Origin of the sequence: Deinococcus wulumuqiensis R12 (assembly GCF_011067105.1) — a bacterium.
GTDB lineage: Bacteria > Deinococcota > Deinococci > Deinococcales > Deinococcaceae > Deinococcus > Deinococcus wulumuqiensis.
This window is the reverse complement of sequence record NZ_CP049359.1, coordinates 1-16,686: the sequence shown is the minus strand read 5'-3', so window position 1 is coordinate 16,686 and position 16,686 is coordinate 1. Positions and strand designations below refer to the sequence as shown.

At 66.6% G+C, this 16,686-nt stretch carries 13 protein-coding genes and 1 pseudogene; 6 read left to right on the top strand and 8 right to left on the bottom strand.

Annotated elements, in window-relative coordinates:
- Positions 1-9: 9 nt before the first annotated feature.
- From G6R31_RS15295 to G6R31_RS15285, 3 genes are all read right to left on the bottom strand, one after another.
- A complete protein-coding gene (locus G6R31_RS15295; protein WP_017871821.1) occupies positions 10-726 on the bottom strand; it encodes a phosphoadenylyl-sulfate reductase in 717 nt (238 codons plus the stop codon).
- Complete coding sequence (cysC, locus tag G6R31_RS15290) at positions 716-1,237, bottom strand: adenylyl-sulfate kinase (protein ID WP_017871822.1); 522 nt, start codon at positions 1,235-1,237, stop codon at positions 716-718. The genes G6R31_RS15295 and cysC overlap by 11 nt, the downstream gene beginning before the upstream one ends.
- 74 nt (positions 1,238-1,311) lie before the next feature.
- On the bottom strand, positions 1,312-2,877 hold the full coding sequence (locus tag G6R31_RS15285) for a nitrite/sulfite reductase (protein ID WP_017871823.1): 1,566 nt from the start codon (positions 2,875-2,877) through the stop codon (positions 1,312-1,314).
- A gap of 101 nt (positions 2,878-2,978) precedes the next feature.
- Here G6R31_RS15285 and G6R31_RS15280 point away from each other — a divergent pair, with 101 nt between their 5' ends.
- Together G6R31_RS15280 and cobA are read left to right on the top strand one after the other, a co-directional pair.
- Complete coding sequence (locus G6R31_RS15280) at positions 2,979-4,409, top strand: CbiX/SirB N-terminal domain-containing protein (RefSeq protein ID WP_025567084.1); 1,431 nt, start codon at positions 2,979-2,981, stop codon at positions 4,407-4,409.
- Positions 4,402-5,913 (top strand): uroporphyrinogen-III C-methyltransferase, encoded by a 1,512-nt coding sequence (cobA, locus tag G6R31_RS15275; RefSeq protein WP_017871825.1) that lies wholly within the window; start codon positions 4,402-4,404, stop codon positions 5,911-5,913. The genes G6R31_RS15280 and cobA overlap by 8 nt, the downstream gene beginning before the upstream one ends.
- Positions 5,914-6,167: 254 nt before the next feature.
- Here the strand turns inward: cobA and G6R31_RS15270 are convergent, their stop codons facing one another.
- Entirely contained in the window at positions 6,168-7,649 is a 1,482-nt protein-coding gene (locus G6R31_RS15270; RefSeq protein WP_017871826.1) for an NAD-dependent succinate-semialdehyde dehydrogenase, read from the bottom strand.
- A 431-nt stretch (positions 7,650-8,080) separates the two neighbouring features.
- Here G6R31_RS15270 and G6R31_RS15265 point away from each other — a divergent pair, with 431 nt between their 5' ends.
- Positions 8,081-9,301: a transposase gene (locus G6R31_RS15265; RefSeq protein WP_164994028.1), complete on the top strand. Its 1,221-nt coding sequence runs from the start codon at positions 8,081-8,083 to the stop codon at positions 9,299-9,301.
- Positions 9,302-9,319: 18 nt separating this feature from the next.
- On the opposite strand, the gene G6R31_RS15260 is transcribed toward G6R31_RS15265, so the two are convergent.
- The 3 genes from G6R31_RS15260 to G6R31_RS15250 form a co-directional block, all read right to left on the bottom strand.
- Positions 9,320-10,516: an NRAMP family divalent metal transporter gene (locus G6R31_RS15260; RefSeq protein WP_017871877.1), complete on the bottom strand. Its 1,197-nt coding sequence runs from the start codon at positions 10,514-10,516 to the stop codon at positions 9,320-9,322.
- A gap of 189 nt (positions 10,517-10,705) precedes the next feature.
- A complete protein-coding gene (gene pxpB, locus G6R31_RS15255; RefSeq protein WP_017871876.1) occupies positions 10,706-12,262 on the bottom strand; it encodes a 5-oxoprolinase subunit PxpB in 1,557 nt (518 codons plus the stop codon).
- Positions 12,255-13,070 carry a LamB/YcsF family protein gene (locus G6R31_RS15250; RefSeq protein WP_017871875.1) on the bottom strand — a complete coding sequence of 272 codons (816 nt, stop codon included), beginning with the start codon at positions 13,068-13,070 and terminating at the stop codon, positions 12,255-12,257. The genes pxpB and G6R31_RS15250 overlap by 8 nt, the downstream gene beginning before the upstream one ends.
- A 548-nt stretch (positions 13,071-13,618) precedes the next feature.
- On the opposite strand from G6R31_RS15250, the gene G6R31_RS15245 reads away from it, so the two are divergent.
- Together G6R31_RS15245 and G6R31_RS15240 are read left to right on the top strand one after the other, a co-directional pair.
- Entirely contained in the window at positions 13,619-15,265 is a 1,647-nt protein-coding gene (locus G6R31_RS15245; RefSeq protein WP_017871874.1) for a diguanylate cyclase domain-containing protein, read from the top strand.
- Between the two features lie 112 nt (positions 15,266-15,377).
- Complete coding sequence (locus tag G6R31_RS15240) at positions 15,378-15,767, top strand: MmyB family transcriptional regulator (protein WP_025568109.1); 390 nt, start codon at positions 15,378-15,380, stop codon at positions 15,765-15,767.
- 190 nt (positions 15,768-15,957) lie between these two features.
- Here the strand turns inward: G6R31_RS15240 and G6R31_RS16935 are convergent.
- Positions 15,958-16,182, bottom strand: a pseudogene (locus G6R31_RS16935) (hypothetical protein); the annotation flags it as partial.
- Between the two features lie 174 nt (positions 16,183-16,356).
- On the opposite strand from G6R31_RS16935, the gene G6R31_RS15230 reads away from it, so the two are divergent.
- Positions 16,357-16,662, top strand: a complete 306-nt coding sequence (locus G6R31_RS15230; protein WP_025568157.1) for a hypothetical protein — start codon at positions 16,357-16,359, stop codon at positions 16,660-16,662.
- The last annotated feature ends 24 nt before the right edge of the window (positions 16,663-16,686 follow it).

Sequence of the window (16,686 nt, the reverse complement as noted above, 5' to 3'; positions counted from 1 at the left end):
CATCCTCCTCTACAGGCTGTTGCCGCCCTGCCACAGCCCGCATTCGGTCTTGCCCTTCCCGGCCCAGCGTCCGGCGCGGGCGTCTTCGCCGGGCTTCACGGCGCGGGTGCAGGGCCAGCAGCCGATGCTCAGAAAGCCGTCGTGGTACAGCGGGTTGACGGGCAATTCGTGCGCGGCGGCGTAGGCTTCCAGCGCCTCGCGCGTCCAGTGGGCCAGCGGATTGACCTTGACCCGCCTGCCGCCCGTTTCCACGAAGGGAATGTCGGCGCGGGTGCTGGCCTGGTCGCGGCTGCGGGCGTTGAGCAGTGCGGGCGGGTTCTTCTGGTTCAGATACCGCTGCAACGGCTCGACCTTGCGGGCGGCGCAGCAGGCGTCGGGGTCGGCGGCATAGAGGTCGGGGGGCGTCTGCCCGTCGTCGGGACTGGCCCCCGCATTCAGCGTCACGAAGGTGAGTTCCGGGTAACGGGCCGCCAGCGTGTCACGGGTCGCCAGGGTTTCAGGGAAGTGGTAGCCCGTGTCCACGAACACGACTTCGCCCCGGTAGCCCGCCTGCGCCGCGAGGTCAAGCAGCACCACGCCGTTGAGGTTGAAGGCACTCGGCATCAGCAGGCCGGGGAATTCGCCCAGCGCCCAGCGGATGACCTCGCGGGGGTCGGTGCCGGGGGCAAATGTTTCGGGGGTGAAGGCGTCGGGCGTCCAGATTTCCCGCCCAATCTCAGCCGTCATAGCCCAGCTTCCCCAGCAGTTGCCGTACGCCGTCTTCCACACTGATTTGGTCGGTTCGCAGGTGCAGGTCGGGCGACTCGGGCGCTTCGTAAGGGTCGGACACGCCCGTGAAATGTGGAATCTCTCCAGCCAGTGCCTTCAGGTACAGCCCCTTCACGTCGCGTTCGGTCACGACTTCCAGCGGCGCGTCCACGAAGACTTCCAGCGCGTTCGGCAGGTTCGACAGCACCTCGCGGCGGGTGTCGGCGTAGGGGGAGATGGCGCTGACCAGCACCGTCACGCCGTGTTTGGCCAGCAGCCCAGCCACAAAGGCGATGCGTCGCACGTTGGTGTCGCGGTCTTGCTTGGAGAAGCCCAGGCCCTTGCTCAGATTTTCACGCACGGCGTCACCGTCCAGCAGTTCCACGGCCTCGCCGCGTGCGGTCAGTTCGGCATACAGGGCATTTGCCAGCGTGCTTTTTCCCGCGCCGGAAAGTCCCGTGAACCAGACGACCCGGCCTTCCCCCCTCACCCCTTGCTTCGCAAGACCCTCTGCAAGCAGCTCTGGCGAGTCTCCCACCAGGGTAGAGGGTGAAAAAGTGCCGCTCATGCCAGCCCCCCCGCCAGCACCGCTTCGGGCGTAAACCGCTCGTGGCCCACCCGGTCGGCGTATTCCACGAAGCTCTCGCCCCCCGCCTTGTGGGACTTGAAGTCGGCAATGACCCGGTCGGTGTACTCGGTCAGCCGCTCGGCGGGCACCACGCCCCTGAGCTTGGTTCCGGTGCGCTGCGCCTGCCCGATGCTGCCCGCGAGGTGGACGTTATAAACCTCGTCCTCGCCGCCCGTTTCCTTGTTGGCCCGCAGGGCACCCATGAAGCCCAGGTCGGCCACCTGATAGCGCGTGCAGGCGTTCGAGCAGCCGGTCAGGTTGATGACGAAGGGCACGTCCAGGTCGGTGTGCTTCGGCTCCAGCACGTCAATCATGCCCGCCACCCGCGCCTTGGTTTCGGTCTGGGCGAGGCGGCAAAACTGCGTGCCCGTGCAGGCAATCGTGGTGCCGCGCAGCGTGGCGCGGGGTTCGAGTTCCAGTTCGCGCAGTTCGTTCACCAGCGCGTCCACGTCCTCCGACTTCACATGCGGAATCATCATGTTCTGGAAGGCGGTGGTGCGGACATGCCCGTTGCCGTACTTCTCGGCGAGGTCGGCCAGTTTGCGGGCCTTGTCGGGGTCAATGCGGCCCACCGTGGTCGTCAGCACCACATAGTTCAGGCCGTCTTTTTGCGGGTTCACGCCCAGCACGTCGCTGCCGCCGAAGCGGGCCACGGGCGCACTCGGCCCGTCACGCAGCTTGCGGCCCAGGTACTCGGTTTCCACGATGTCGCGGAACTTCTCGACGCCCAGGTCTTTAATCAGGAATTTCAGGCGGCTCTTCTTGCGGTTCTGCCGGTAGCCGTGGTCGCGGTAGGCCGCCGTAATCGCCCGGCCCACCTCCACCACTTCGTCGGGCCGGATAAACACGCCCAGCCGCCTCGCCAGGTGCGCCACCGCGCCGAGGCCGCCGCCCACCCACACGTCGAAACCGACCTCGCCGTCCACTTCATGGGCCAGAAAGCCGATGTCGTTGATGAGGTGAATGCCTTCGAGTTCGGGCGTGGCGGTCAGGCTGATTTTGAATTTGCGCGGCAGGTCTTCGAAGTCGTGGTTGCCGCTCAGCGTCCCTTCCATAGCGCGGGCCAGCGGGCGCACGTCAATCTTCTCGCGGGCGTCCAGTCCCGCCAGCGGCGAAGCGATGACGGCGCGAACGGTGTCGCCACACGCGCCCTTGGTGTGCAGGCCGACCGTTTCCAGCCGCTCCAGAATCTCGGGGATGTCCTGAATCCTGAGCCAGTGGAACTGGAACGCCTGACGGTCGGTCACGTCCAGCAGTCCGCGCCCAAAATCCTCGGCAATGCCCGCCACCACGCGCAGGGCGTCGGCGTGCAGCTCGGCGGTGGGCACCTTGACGCGCATCATCAGAAAGCCGTCTTCCTGGGGGCGCTGGGGGTAGACCCCGGCCCACTTCAACAGGTCGATTTTCTCGGGGTCGATGGCTCCGGCGGCGGCGTACTGCGGAATCAGGTCGAAAATCTGGAAGGGCGGCAGTTCTTTTTTCAGGGCTTCGATGTCGGACATGGGTGGCCTCCGGGACGACGAGAGAGGGGCACGGAATCGGCGGGTCTGCCCAGGGTTGGACAAGTGCGGGCAATCGTTGACCGGAAATGTAAACTTTAATAGTGGACAAAACAAGTCAACAACTTGAAGTTGTCTCGACGGGTGCAACGGTCAGCGCCGGGCGTACCCTGGTTCTGCTGGGTCACGGTTCGCACCTGAACGCGGATTCGGCCCAGGCCGTGCGCCGTCACGCCCAGGCGGTGCGCGAACGGGGACTGTTCGGTGAGGTCATCGAGGCTTACTGGAAGGAAGAACCCTCGCTGCGGCAGGTGCTGCGGCTGGCCCGCTTCCGCGACGTGACCGTGGTGCCGCTGTTCGTGTCGGAGGGCTATTTCACCAATCAGGTGCTGCCGCGTGAACTGGGGCTGACCTGGCGCGGGCCGCTGCCGCCGCAGGGCGTGCGCGAGGTGGTGGGGGGGCGGCAGATACATTACACCCGGCCCTACGGCATTCATCCCGCCATGAGCAACGTGATTCTGGCGCGGGCGGCGGAGGTCTACCCCGACTGGACGCCGCAGGACACCGCCCTGGTGGTGCTGGGCCACGGCACCGGGCGCGACCCGCACAGCCGCGAGGCCACCCAGCATGCCGCCGAGAGACTGCGCCAGGGTGGCCGCTTTGCCGAGGTGCAGGCGCTTTACCTCGACCAGGAACCGAACGTGTCCGACTGGCCCAGCCTGACCCGCGCTCCCACCGTCGTCATCGTGCCCTTTTTCGCCTCGGAGGGCTGGCACACGCTCGAAACCATTCCCGCCGACCTGGGGCTGACCGGCCCGGTCACGCGGCTGGGCGGGCGCACCGTCTGCTATTCGCGCCCGGTGGGAACGCATCCCACCGTCACCGAGGTGGTGCTGCGGCTGGTGGAGGACAGCGCCGACACGGGAAACACAGCCGCTGACCTTGACCCCGACTGGCAGGCGGCGGGCGAAATGTTGGCCCAGGCGGTCACATCAGGCGCGGGGGGGCTGACGGTGGGCGAACTGCATATCGCCGCGTCGCCGGAAGGCGGCTTCCACCTGTGTCATCAGGACGATGTGGGCCGCGCCGACCTGCGGGCCGTGCCGCTGCAAGACCTCAGCGCCTGGACGGGCCGCAGCGACGAGGGCCACCACCGTCCCATTCGCACCGGGCGCACCCTGCCGCGTGGCTGGTTTGCCGCCGTAGACGCCGCCGAAGTGCGGGCCGCGCTGCACGCCGTCTACCCGGCGGTGCTGGAGCAGGCGCACCTGTGGGGGCTGGGCCAGTTGCCCGTCACGCCCTGGCCCGAAACGGCGGCGCGGCAAAGTGGCCGCTACGCCCGCGTGCGCCGCGCCCCGCCGGAGCAGGTGGCCCAGGCGCGGCGCGACCTCTGTTCGGCCTGTCTGCGAACGCCGCTGTGGGCAGGCGAACTCCTCGACGCCGCCGCCGCCGTTCCCCTTCCCTGCCCCGAAGCCTGCACGCTGCTCGTGTCCCAAGTCCGTCAACTGCTTTCTGGAGAGATTGCCCATGTCTGAACCGCTGCCCCGTCCTTTCGTGTCCCTCGTCGGTGCTGGCCCCGGCGACCCCGGCCTGCTGACCCTCCGCGCCCGCGAGGTGCTGTCGCAGGCCGACGTGGTGCTGGTGGACGCGCTGGTCAGTCCCGCGCTGCTGGCCCACTGCCCCCAGGCCGAGGTGCTGAACGTGGGCAAACGCGGCTTTCTGCCCTCGGCCACGCAGGACGACATCAACGCGCTGCTGGTGGCAAAAGCCAGGGAAAATGGCGGGCAGCGCGTGGTGCGGCTCAAGGGCGGCGACCCCTTCGTGTTCGGGCGCGGCGGTGAGGAAGCCCTGGCCTGCCGCGCCGCCGGAATCGCCTTCGAAATCGTACCGGGCATCAGCAGCGCCCTGTCTGCCGCCGCCTACGCCGGAATTCCGGTCACTCACCGGGGTCTGGGCCGCAGTTTCGCCGTCCTGACCGGCACAGACCGCCACGGCCCCGCCGCCTATGCCGACCTGGCCGGGGTGGACACGCTGGTGTTTCTGATGGCGGCGCGGCACCTGGGGCAAATTACCAGCGACCTGATGGCCGCAGGCCGCGACCCACACACTCCCGCCGCCTGCGTGCAGTGGGCGAGTACGCCGCAGCAACGAAGCGTGCGGGCCACGCTGGGGACCCTGGCGCAGCGCGTGCAGGAAGCGGGGCTGGGCGCTCCCGCCGTCACCATCGTGGGCGAGGTGGCGGCCCTGCAAGCCGAACTGAACTGGTTCGACCCGGCAGCGATGCCTCTGCACGGCGCACAGGTGGCCGTGACGCGCACCCGCGTGCAGGCCGACAGCACCCTGGCGAGTCTGCTACACGGGCGCGGCGCACAGGTGAGCGAGATTCCGCTGCTGCGCTTCCTGCCGGGGCGGGCGCGGGAAGTCGCGGGGGCGCTGGGCGGCTTCGACGGCTGGGTGCTGCTGTGCAGCGAACAGGCGGTGCGGGCGCTGGCCCAGAGCCTGCTGGCGGCGGGGCGCGACCTGCGGGTGCTGGCCCGTGCCCGGCTGGCCGCCGTCGGCAGTGGCACAGCCCAGGCCCTGCGTGACCTGGGGCTGGCCCCCGACTTCGTGCCCTCGCGCTCCGGCTCACGCCACCTGGGCGCAGAACTGCCCGCACAGCCCGGCGAGGTCGTGCTGCACATCGGTTCACAGCAGCCCGACCCGGTGCTGGACGCGGCGCTGGCGGCTCGCGGTATCGAGTGCCTGACCCTGGAAGCCTACCGCAGCGAGTACAACGACCTTTCGGCGGCCCAGCGGATGCAATTGCAGGAAGCCCAGGTCGTCACCCTGGCCTCGGCCACCGGAGCGCGGGCGCTGGCAGGCGTGGCCGGAACCGATTTCACGGCGGCGGTCATCGGCCCGCAAACCGAACTGGCCGCCCGCGAGGTTGGTTTTACCCGGCTGGTGCTGGCCGAGCATCCCACCCTGGACAGCCTGGGCGACGCGGTGGTCTGGGCTTATAGGCAAAGCGGAGGTCTTTCGGCCTCAAGTCAGGTCTGATACGGATTCCGATTGAATCCAGCAGATTTCTGGATTCAATCCGACTGAAAGGAGTAGGAAAAGATACGGATTTGAACTATACTACGCGCATCCAGGAAAAACGCATGAATGCGCTCTGCTCCGCAGCTTTGCAATTCTGCCCGGGAAAATAGATTTTATGGGAAATCTATTTTCCCGAGCAGTCTGAAACAAGAGCGCCCGAGGACGGGAAGCACTTGTCCCTGCCCCCCGTCCGGAGCGGTGCCCGGCGACCCTCAGCCCGCGACCTGGGCGGGTTTCTGTTTGGTGGGAAAGGCCCGCAGCAGCTTCTGGTTGGTGAACTCGAGCATTCCCATCGAAGACAGCTCGCGCCCGAAGCCGGAGCGTTTGACACCGCCGAAGGGCAGCTCGGCGGCGGAGGAGGTGGGGTGGTTGATCCAGACCATCCCGCTGTCCAGGCGGTCCGCCACGCGCCGCGCCCGCTCGGGGTCGCTGCTGAACACGGCTCCGCCCAGGCCGTAGGCCGACGCGTTCGCCAGCGCCACGGCCTCGTCCTCGTCGCGCACCCGGTAGACCACCGCCACCGGCCCGAACAGTTCCTCGTGGTAGGCCCGCATGTCGGGGGTCACGTCCGTGAGTACGGTGGGCTGCACGAACGCCCCGGGATGCTCGGGCCGCCCTCCCCCGGCGACGACCCTGGCCCCCTTGTCGACGGCGTCCTGCACCTGCGCCTGCAAGTCGCGGGCCGCCTGTTCGGAAGACAGCGGCCCCAGGCGGGTGGCCGGGTCTGCCGGGTCGCCGGGCACCAGGGCCGAGAACGTGGCACCCAGCCGGGACACGAACTCGTCGTACAGCTCGTCCACGACCATCAGGCGCTTGGCGGCGATGCACGCCTGACCGGTGTTGCTCAGGCGGCCCGCCGCCGCTGCCTTGACAGTGGCACCGAGGTCTTCGGCGTCGAGCACGATAAAGGGGTCACTGCCACCGAGTTCGAGCACACATTTTTTCAGGTGCCGCCCGGCAAGTTCGGCCACGCTCGCCCCGGCCCGCTCGCTGCCGGTGAGCGACACGCCCTGCACGGCGGGGTGCGCGATAACCTGCTCCACGTCGCGGATACGCAGAAAGACGTTGGTGTAGACGCCCTGCGGCACCCCCGCGTCCCTGAACAGCCGCTCAAGGGCGAGCGCCGACTGCGGGCACAGCTCGGAGTGCTTGAGCAGCACCGCGTTGCCGACCACGAGGTTGGGCGCCGCGAAACGCACGACCTGATACAGCGGGTAGTTCCACGGCTCGATGCCCAGCAGCACCCCCAGCGGCGCGTGCAGCACGGTGGCCTCGCCCTGCGGGACGGGAATGGTCCTGGGTTCCAGAAATCCCGGACCCTGCTCGCCGTAGTACTTCAGGATGCTGGCGGCGAGCGCCACCTCTCCCCTGGCCTCGCGCCGCAGCTTGCCCATTTCCAGCGTGACCAGCCGGGCGAGTTCGTCGCCGCGTTCCAGCATCAGCTCGGCGGCGCGGCGCATGGCCGCGGCCCGCTCCTCCACCGGGCGCACGCTCCACTCGCGGTAGGCCCGCCCGGCCCGCTCGACGACGGCGGGCACCTCGGCACTGTCCAGAAAGGGAAAGGTCTGGAGCGTTTCCCCGGTGTACGGATTGACGGTGGCGAAGGGCCGCTCGGGCCGGGCAGCGGCGCTCAGAGAAGCGGCAGTTACGGCAGCGGCAGTTACGGCATTGGCAGGGACGGAATCGGCAGTCATGGGGCCTCCTGGGGCGACGGGAACGGGCGGTTCGGGGCAGATGCGCAGGGGAAACCCCCGGCAAGGCGAAAGAAGTGGCGAAAAGGTGTGGTCCAGCCCCGGGCAAAGAGATGAGGCATCCTACCCATTTCTCCGGGCAGAGCGAGCAAACGCCACCGGGGCCTTTCGGTGGACCCCGGTGGCGCTGCGGAGGTTGACGCCCGCTCATACGGATTCCGCTTAATTCCTGCACAGTCGGGAAAGCGCCGCCTGTGCATCCATATCGCAGAAGCCGTATTTTTTCCTACTCGCATCCGCTCGGATTGAATCTGAAACGACCAGATTCAATCGGAATCCGTATCAGCAATGGTGCGGACAGTTTCGAGGGGATAGAGGGGAGGTCTCCGGTACGGTGAGGTTGAAATGACTTCACGCACAGGAGACCTGCTTCGATGTTACTGATTCTGCTGACCCTTTTGGCGCTGCCCGCCCATCAACATCGTTTTTTTGCTGCACTCATTCCGCTTTGGCAAGCCATTCCCGGTCGGATCAACGCCAGGAATTTCAGCCGCTATAGCGGCTGGAACGAACGGACGCTCCGCCGCTGGTTTCAGAAGACCTTGCCGTGGGCGGAGCTGCACTGGGGCCTGCTGCAACTCCTGGTGCGACTGGGCGTGTTGGAGGGGCGCTTCATCTTGGCCCTGGATGCCAGCTTCGTTCCCAAGTCGGGCAAGCACACTCCGGGGTTGGGGGCCTTCTGGAACGGTGCATTGCACCGTTCCGAAACTGGGTTGGAGCTGTCGTGTCTGGCGCTGCTGAGCTGGTCGGGCCATCATGCGTTTCCTGTCCATGTACAACAAACTCAGCCACGTGGACAAAAGGCCGACCGCCTCGAACAGTACCTGGATCAGCTGGTCTCTTTCCTGGAGCAGCGCCGGACCTGGTTAGCCCGGCATCTCCGCGTGGTGGTCGCGGATGGTCAGTACGCCAAGACGATGTTTATGGACGCTGTAAGTCGCGAAGGCTACGCCTTCGTGACCAAAATGCAGTGCAACGCCAACCTGCTTTACCCCTTTACTGGCGCACACCCCAAGCGGCGGGGAGGCCGGCAGAAGTGGGCCGGGAAAGTCGATTTCATCAACTTTGATGGGTGGGCCCGTGTGCCGGGTGAGGACCGGGAACGGGTGTGGACGCGCGTCGTGTGGGCACCCCGTTACGCGCGGCTTCTCCGGGTCGTGGTCATCCAGAACGTAGACCGACGCGGCAAGGTAAAGGGGCACGTGGTGCTGTGCAGCACCGATCCGACGCTGCCAGCGGAGCAGATTCGGGCACTGTACAGTGCCCGGTTCAGGCTGGAATTTGTGTTCCGGGACGCCAAGCAGTTTGCGGGATTGAACACGTGCCAGCTTCGCCGCACCGTCGCGCTAGAAAACCACTGGAATGCTGCCTTCTTTGCACTGAGTTTAGGACGAGCAGAAGTCTTACTCGAAGAGGCAGGACGCCTCCAGCGTCCTGTCTCCCAGATGATGTTCTCCTACGAAGACGTCAAACGACGGGCCTACAACCGGCTCTTTGCCCGCCGAATTCTTCGCAATCTCGGTCTTGAGGCACGATTCCACGAGTTAGAGAAACATCCGTCCAGGCCGCTCGACCTTGGCGTCAAAGCCGCCTAAAACTGTCCGCACCATTGATCAGCCGCCGCTGAACAGCTTCGGCAGCGTGGTCACGATGGTCTGGACACTCAGCACCGCCATCGCCACGGCGACCAGCCAGCCGCCGACGGACATCCACAGCGGGTGCTGGTAGTCGCCCACGAGGTCACGGCGACGGGCGGCGGTGAGCATGATGGCGAGGGCCACCGGCAGAATCAGGGCGTTGAGGGCGCCCACCGCGAGCAGAATGGCGACCGGCTTGCCGACCAGGGCGAACACCAGCGTGGACAGGGCGATAAACCCCACCGTAATGGCGCGGTGATGCCGCTCGAAGGTGGGCGAAAGGGTGCGGATAAACGACACCGAGGTGTAGGCCGAACCGATCACGCTGGTGATGGACGCGGCCCACATGACCACGCCGAACAGCCGGTAGCCGACCTCGCCCGCCGCGATCTGAAAGACCGAAGCCGCCGGGTTGGCCGCGTCGAGGACAGCTCCCCCCGACACCACACCGAGCGTCGCCAGAAACAGCAGCACCCGCATCAGCGAGGCGAGCAGAATGGCGGAGGTGGCGCCCCGGTTCACGCTCGGCAGCGCGGCCTGACCCTTGATGCCCGCGTCGAGCAGGCGGTGCCCCCCCGCGAAGGTGATGTACCCGCCCACCGTGCCGCCCACGAGCGTGATGATGGCGAACAGGTCGATCTTGATGGGGGCCACGGTGCGCAGCAGCGCTTCGCCGTAGGGCGGGTGCGAGGTGAACATGACGTAGAGGGTCAGCGCGATCATCAGGCCGCCGAGCACCTGCGCGATGCGGTCCATCGCCTTGCCCGCTTCCTTGATCAGGAAGATGCCGATGGCGAACAGGGCGCTCAAGACCGCGCTCAGCACCGGGTCGAGGCCGGTCAGCACATTCAGGCCCAGGCCCGCGCCGCCCACGTTCCCGATGTTGAAGGCCAGACCGCCGATCACGATCAGCAGCGCCAGAAAGTGCCCCAGCCCCGGCAACAATGCGTTGGCGGTGTCCTGGGTGCGCCGCTCGGTCACGGCGATCAGGCGCCAGATGTTCACCTGCACCACGAGGTCGATGAGGATGGACAGCAGAATCACGAACCCGAAACTTCCCAGCAGACTCTGGGTAAACACCGAGGTCTGGGTCAGGAAGCCTGGGCCGATGGCCGAGGTCGCCATCAGGAACGCCGCGCCGAGAATGACGCTCCAATTTTTCTCTCTGTTCATATGGGCTCCGAGAGTAGCCTAATACGGATTCCGATTGAATCCGGTAGTTTCAGATTCAATCCGACTTGCAAAGCTGCGCAGCAGAGCGGATGCGAGTAGGAAAAAATACGGATTCCGCGATATGGATGCACAGGCGGCGCCTTCCCAACTGTACAGGCCCGACTGTGCAGGAATTAAGCGGAATCCGTATTACACCGTCAGCAGGTCCCCCGGCACGAAGGCCACCTCCGTACCGGGCAAGGCCTGCACCAGCCGGGGCAGGTCGCCAGGATGCACGCGGGCCGGGCGGCTGTAGCCTCCCAGCGTGCCCTTGTCGTTGAGCAGCACCAGCGGCACACCACTCGGCGGCACCTGCACCGTTCCCACCGGGCAGGCTTCCGAGCGGATTTCACCGCCCGGCACCGCTGGGCCGGAAAAACGCGCCGCCATGCGGTCGAGGTCGAGCAGGCGAAACGGCGCGGCGCACAGGGCAGCGAGCACTTCCGGGGGAATGGTTTCTTCTCCGGCCACCGGCAACAGCCGCAGCCGCACCACCTCGCTCCTCCGGGCAGACCCGGGCGCCGTCCAGTAAGGCGCGAACTGCCGGGCGACGTGAAAGCCCGGCGACTCGGGGGGCTGGGCGTATCCCAGCGCGTCTCCGGCCCGCAGCGTCCGGCCCAGCCCGCCCTTGAGGTCGGTGCTCGCGCTGCCCAGGAAGGGGCGCGTCTCGAAGCCGCCCGACACCGCCAGATAGGTCACGCGCCCCTGGCCGTCGGGCCGAAAGGTGAGCACGTCGCCCGGCCCCACGGCGCGGGAACTGTACGGGGGCAGAGGGTCGCCGTTGACCTCGGCGCGCAGGCCCCGCCCGGTGCAGGCCACCGCGCCCGCGCCGAGCACTTCCAGCACCGGGCCGGTCAGGTGCAGTTCGAGCAGCGCGGCGTCGGGCGCGTTCCCGAGCAGGTCGTTGGCAATCGCCGCCGCCTGCGCGTCGAGGGCACCCGAGCGCACCAGCCCGAAGCGGCCCTGCCCGGTCCGGCCCCGGTCCATCAGCAGCCCGAGCACGCCCGGCTTGCGCACCCGCAGCGCCGGGGCATGAGGCTGCTCGGGCCACAGCAGACGCGGCGAGGGCGGCGGCAACGGGTCGGCCTTGCCGGGCACCGGCACGAAGCGCACCTCGTCGCCGGGACGCAGCAAGAAGGGTTCGGCACGGTGCGGGTCGTACACCGGCACCAGCGTGCGCCCCAGCAGGTTCCAGCCGCCCGGCGCCGTGACCGGGTAGATGCCGGTCTGCGCGTTCGCCACTGCCAGAGAGTGCGGCGGCACGGCGGCGCGGGGCGAAGCGCGGCGCGGCAACCGCAGCGGCTCCGGCGTCGGCTCCATGAAGGGAAAACCCGCCACGAAGCCCAGCGCCCGCACCCGGTAGGGGGTGCCCGAGTGCAGCCGCACCACTTCCTCGGGACTCAGCCCCGTGCGCTCGGCCACGTCGGGCAGGTCCTCGCCGTCGTAGCACACGGGCACTTCGACCTGCCGCGCTGGTGGCCCGGCACTGGCGTCTGCGGCCCCCGGCACCGTGTGGTCGGCCAGCCAGTCGCGCAGGGTGTCGGCGCTCAGGGCGTCAGGGTCGTACTCCACGTAGAGCGATTCGTAAGCCGGCACCGCGTCCACTAGCCCCGGCAGGCCCGACGCGAGCAGGGCTTCGGCCAGTCCCGGCAGGGCGAGCTGACCGGCCTCGCTGTCGGGGCGGTGGTAAAGCGCCGCGTTAGCCATGCAGGGGGGCCAGCCTCAGCCCCTGCTCGCTCAGCGCCGAAGTGATGGCCCCGGCAATCTCGACCGCGTGGGGGTTGTCGCCGTGAATGCAGAGCGTGTCCACCTGAAGTTTCAGCCGCTCCCCGTCCAGAGGCTGCACCCAGCCCTGCGCCATGCCCACCGCTCGCCGGGCCGCTTCCGCCGGGTCATGGATGCTGCTGCCGGGCAACAGCCGGGAGGCGAGGCGACCATCTGCGGTGTAGGCCCGCTCGGGAAAGGCTTCGCGCTTCACGCTCAGGCCCCTGGCCCGGGCCGTCGCCGCCAGTTCCTCCCCCGCCGCGCCCGCCAGCACGATCAGGTGCGCCTGCGGGGTCAGGTGCCGCACGGCCTCGCAAAAGGCTTCCCCGGCGGCGGCGTCCTCATGAATGCGCATGTAGAGCGCCCCGTGCGCCTTGACGTGTTGCAGCGTGGCCTGCTCGATGGTCAAAAAGGCCTGCAGCGCCCCGATCTGGTAGGCGGCCGCCGCGTAGATTTCCTGCGGCGTGAGCGCCATCGCCCGGCGCCCGAAGCCCACCAGGTCGGGATAGCCGGGATGGGCACCGATGCCCAGCCCATGCTGCCGGGCCAGCTTGACGGCGCCGTGCAGGGTCACGGGGTCGCCCGCATGAAACCCCAGTGCCAGATTCACGCTCGTGAGCAGTGGAAAGAGCTGGGCATCATGCCCCAGCGCCCAGTTTCCGAAAGATTCACCGGCGTCGGCATTGAGGTCGATGGTGGTGGGGAAAGCGGCAGAGGTCGTCGTGTGGTCGTCGTGTGCAGCGCTGGTCATGTGTGGTCCTCCGGGACGCAAAAAGGCTGCCTACAGCATAAAGCCGCCGCGCAAACGGCTCTCCCAGACCGGGCCGGGCAGTCTGGGGTTCGGGTCAGGCCGTCCCTTCTCCCTTTTGCTTCGCAGCCGTGCAAGTCCCGCTGGTCGGAATTCAAAAGCGAAACTCACATGCTACAGAAATGAATTATTGTTTGGAAGTATTGGAAAGATATCGTCATCACCTTTATCGTATTCCAGCCCATATCTTCTCGTCCCCAGGCTGTACGAAAAATAGATAAATATGCCCTGCTTATTCTTCAATAATTAAGATATGTCTGGACAATGACCGTGGGTCGGCAAACAACCCTCTTACCTTCCAGCTATCCGGCCCAACCGTGTCAGATGGCTTTGGATTACACTTCGCGGATAAAAAGACACTTGAACGCGCTTTGTCGTAAGGCCCTTCAAGTTCGCTCCTGCAACCGTTTCCTCTTCTATTCGCCTTGCTGGGAAACATAGACTGAATGGGAACTCTATTTTTCTAAGCTGCATCACCGTCTCAGGGAGCCATGAACAACCCATCCGCCGCCCGCGCCTCCATCACCATCGAACAGTTGATCACCGAGGCGGAGGCCACCCTGCGGGCTGACCCGAGTCAGGTCGAAACCGTGATTCGGCAACTGGCCGAGCTTGACCCCCAGGCCTTTCCCGCAGGCCGCGCGGCGTCCCTGATCTTCGGGGGCAACGCCCGGGTCATGGCGGGCGAGTACGCCGCTGCCCGGCCACTGCTGGAAGAGGGGCTGGCCCTGAGCACCCGGCTGGAGGAACTGGGCCTGGCGGTGCGGGCCTGCAACGGCCTGGGCGCCGTGCACGTGATGACGGGAGAATTCGGTCAGGCCCTGGACTTGCACATGCAGGGCCTGTCCCTGGCCCGCAGCCTGAACAGGGAGGCCCAGAGCCGGTCCGGGCTGCTGAGCCGCACCCTCATGAGTATCGGGAGCCTTTACTACGCTCTGCACGACCACGAGCAGGCGCTCGCCTACCACAGCGAAGCGCTTCAGGAGGCCGAACGGGGACAGGGAAGGACCTTCATGCCCCGCCTGAACATGGCGACCAATCAGGCGAGCCTGGGCCATCTGGAGAACGCCCTGAAGCTGCGCCGCGAGCTGCTGGCCGAGGCGCGTCAGAGCGGGTCTACCGTCGAGGAAGCGTTCGTCCTGTCGGACCTCGCCGACAACCTCCTGCAACTGGGGCAGTTCACAGAGGCGCGGGAAGTGGCCCTGAGCGCCCTGAGTCTGACCAAGGCGCTGGGGCTGCAACTCGAACACGGGCAGATGCTAAGGGTCCTGGGCCTTCTGGAGGCCGCAGGGGGCCGTCCTGAGCTGGCCCGTCCCCTTCTGGAGCAGGCGCTGGCCCTCGGGGAACGGATGCCGTCCACCCCGTTGCAGCTGGCGGCGCACCGCGACCTGTCCGGGGTGCTGGAAAGCGCGGGCGACTTGGCCGGAGCGCTGCGGCACGCCCGCGCCCATCACGCCCTCGAACGCCGCGACCTGCTGCTCATCGCCGAGCGGCGCACCCAGATGGCGGGAACGCAGCTGAAAGTGGAGCTGCTGCGCCGTCAGGCCGAGGAGCAGGACCGCCAGAACGCCGCGCTGGAGGCCGTCAACCAGCAGCTTCGCGAAACCCAGGAGCGGCTGCTCTACGCCGCCACCCACGACGACCTGACGGGCTTGGTCGTGCGGGCGGCCCTGGAAGAAGCCATAGCGGACGACCTGCTGCTCGCCCCGGACCGCCTGAGGGCCTTGCTGATGATCGATATCGACCACTTCAAGCAGGTCAACGATTCGTTCGGGCACCATGTCGGCGACGCTTTCTTGCAGGAAATCGCCCGGCGCCTGAGGGCCGCCGCTTGCCCTACCGACGATGTTGCCCGGCGGGGCGGCGACGAGTTCACGGTGTACCTGAGAAACGTGGATTCTCCCGCAGAGGCCATGCACCGGGCAGAGCTGCTGCTGCGTGCCATCGCCAGGCCCATGACCCTGGAGGGACACTCGCTGCTCGTGACCACGTCCATCGGGATGGCGGTCTACCCGCACGACGGGACCGACGTCGTCACCCTGGAAAAACACGCCGACATCGCCCTGTACCGCGCCAAGGAAAAGCGCAATCAGGTGTGCCGCTTCGAGAGCGTGACGGGTGATACGGATTCCGATTGAATCTGGTCGTTTCAGATTCAATCCGACTTGCAAAGCTGCGCAGCAGAGCGGATGCGAGTAGGAAAAAATACGGATTCCGCTTAATTCCTGCACAGTCGGGAAAGCGCCGCCTGTGCATCCATATCGCGGAATCCGTATTACCGCGCGGCCCGGCGTATCTCTGCTCTCGCTGGTCTTTGCCGAGAAACACCGCGACCACTTTCCGGCCTGGGAGCCGTGGGCACGCTACGTGCTGGCGCAGTTCAAGCGCGACAGCCTGAGCCTGAGCCACACGCCTGCGCACGCCGAGTTGCTGCGCGAACTGCGTGCCCTGCCGGACTTCTCCCGCCTGTGGCGGCACGTCACGCCCGCCCAGGACGTCACGCCGCTGATGCCGATTCGCTACGCTCCTCCCCGAGCGCCGCACCTGACCTTCACGCTGGTGCGGGTGCAGTTCGTGGGCACGCCGGAACTCTGGGGCATCGTGTTTCTGCCGGAGGAAAGCGCCACGAAATTGGCGTAATTTATTGATCACGCGGTAGGTCCGTGTCACCTGTCGAGAGGCTGTTGCTCCTTGCCATGGGCTATGGGCCATAAGCTCTGAACAGCCTCCTCATGGCTCATGGCCCATGGCTCATACGGATTCCGCTTAATTCCTGCACAGTCGGGAAAGCGCCGCCTGTGCATCCATATCGCGGAATCCGTATTTTTTCCTACTCGCATCCGCTCGGATTGAATCTGAAACGACCAGATTCAATCGGAATCCGTATCAGAGCCAGTCGGCACTCCTGTTTCCCCAGCAGATTACGCCGGACGCGGTCATCCGGGTTCTGTAAAGTGCAGGTTTCCAGCGACAGGCACCCGCAGCCGATACAGCCGCTCAGGTCGTCGCGCAGATGTCTGAGGGTTTCGATCCGGGCGTCGAGTTCGGCTTTCCAGCCCGCTTTAAGATGTGTCCAGTCGGGCGATGGCTGCCTTCTGTTGCGCCACGTTCTGTCCCATTCCCAAGTTCCTGAAGACCTGTCCGGCCCTGGCCTGCGGTCTACTGCATCAGTCGGGCCGTCACCCGGTCTACCATCTCCAGCTCTGCCCCACTCGACCCTGAAGGCCCTATGACCCAGACTGAATCCCAAACCCGACCTGAACTCCAAACCCCTTCACAGCCCACCACCCTGACCGCCCTGGCGCTGCCGTTTGCCGCCACCCTGACCATCATGGCGGGGGCCACCATCGCGCCCTCGCTTCCCGCCATGCGCGAACATTTTTCTGCGCTGCCGCAACGTGACGTGCTGGTGCGGTTGGTGCTGACCCTGCCCGCGCTGGTGATAGCCCTGACTTCGCCCCTGAGGCGTGCTGAGCGACCACTGGGGCCGCAAGCCGCTGCTGCTGGCGGGGCTGGTGGTGTCTGGGGCACCTGACCCCGCCTCAATTTCTCTGCAAGG

Bases quoted from the DNA above. Each gene is read 5' to 3' on its own strand.
- G6R31_RS15245 (WP_017871874.1), top strand. From the start codon at position 13,619: ATGAACAACCCATCCGCCGCCCGCGCCTCCATCACCATCGAACAGTTG.
- G6R31_RS15285 (WP_017871823.1), bottom strand. From the start codon at position 2,877: ATGTCCGACATCGAAGCCCTGAAAAAAGAACTGCCGCCCTTCCAGATT.
- pxpB (WP_017871876.1), bottom strand. From the start codon at position 12,262: ATGGCTAACGCGGCGCTTTACCACCGCCCCGACAGCGAGGCCGGTCAG.
- G6R31_RS15270 (WP_017871826.1), bottom strand. From the start codon at position 7,649: ATGACTGCCGATTCCGTCCCTGCCAATGCCGTAACTGCCGCTGCCGTA.
- G6R31_RS15230 (WP_025568157.1), top strand. From the start codon at position 16,357: ATGACCCAGACTGAATCCCAAACCCGACCTGAACTCCAAACCCCTTCA.
- cobA (WP_017871825.1), top strand. From the start codon at position 4,402: ATGTCTGAACCGCTGCCCCGTCCTTTCGTGTCCCTCGTCGGTGCTGGC.
- G6R31_RS15265 (WP_164994028.1), top strand. From the start codon at position 8,081: ATGTTACTGATTCTGCTGACCCTTTTGGCGCTGCCCGCCCATCAACAT.
- G6R31_RS15295 (WP_017871821.1), bottom strand. From the start codon at position 726: ATGACGGCTGAGATTGGGCGGGAAATCTGGACGCCCGACGCCTTCACC.
- G6R31_RS15260 (WP_017871877.1), bottom strand. From the start codon at position 10,516: ATGAACAGAGAGAAAAATTGGAGCGTCATTCTCGGCGCGGCGTTCCTG.
- G6R31_RS15250 (WP_017871875.1), bottom strand. From the start codon at position 13,070: ATGACCAGCGCTGCACACGACGACCACACGACGACCTCTGCCGCTTTC.